Annotated in this window: 1 protein-coding gene; it reads left to right on the forward strand. The window is 45.5% G+C overall.

Going from position 1 to position 987, the window contains the following annotated elements; all coding sequences use genetic code 11:
* A partial coding sequence (tuf, locus tag VXS03_RS20020) for an elongation factor Tu (RefSeq protein WP_327765532.1) occupies nt 1–987 on the forward strand: 987 nt, incomplete at both ends.

Below are 987 nucleotides of genomic sequence, written 5' to 3' on the forward strand. Positions count from 1 at the left end.
TCTACTTCTCACGTAGAATACGATACTCCTACTCGTCACTACGCACACGTAGACTGTCCTGGACACGCCGATTATGTTAAAAACATGATCACTGGTGCTGCTCAAATGGATGGTGGTATCCTAGTTGTTGCTGCAACTGACGGTCCTATGCCTCAAACTCGTGAGCACATCCTACTTGGTCGTCAAGTTGGTATTCCTTACATCATCGTATTCATGAACAAGTGTGACATGGTTGATGACGAAGAACTACTTGAACTAGTAGAGATGGAAGTTCGTGAACTTCTTTCTGAGTACGATTTCCCAGGTGATGATTGCCCAGTAATCATGGGTTCTGCACTAGGCGCGCTTAACGGCGAAGCTGAGTGGGAAGCTAAGATTGTTGAACTAGCTGAAGCTCTAGATTCTTACATTCCAGAGCCAGAGCGTGCTATCGATCTACCATTCATCCTTCCAATCGAAGATGTTTTCTCAATCCAAGGCCGTGGTACTGTTGTAACTGGTCGTATTGAGCAAGGTATCGTACGTGTTGGTGACGAAGTAGCTATCATCGGTATCAAAGACACTATCACTACTACATGTACTGGTGTTGAGATGTTCCGTAAGCTTCTTGACGAAGGCCGTGCTGGTGAGAACGTTGGTGTTCTTCTACGTGGTACTAAGCGTGATGACGTTGAACGTGGTCAAGTTCTTGCTAAGCCAGGTTCAATCACTCCACACACTACTTTCACTTCAGAAATCTATGTTCTTTCTAAAGATGAAGGCGGTCGTCACACTCCTTTCTTCAAAGGTTACCGTCCACAGTTCTACTTCCGTACAACTGACGTAACTGGTACTATCGAGTTACCAGAAGGCGTTGAAATGGTAATGCCTGGTGATAACATCTCTATGACTGTTACTCTAATCGCACCTATCGCGATGGATGAAGGTCTACGTTTTGCTATCCGTGAAGGTGGCCGTACAGTTGGTGCTGGTGTTGTTGCAACTATC

This window comes from Photobacterium sp. S4TG1 (genome assembly GCF_036040035.1).
In the GTDB taxonomy this organism is placed as follows: Bacteria; Pseudomonadota; Gammaproteobacteria; order Enterobacterales; family Vibrionaceae; genus Photobacterium.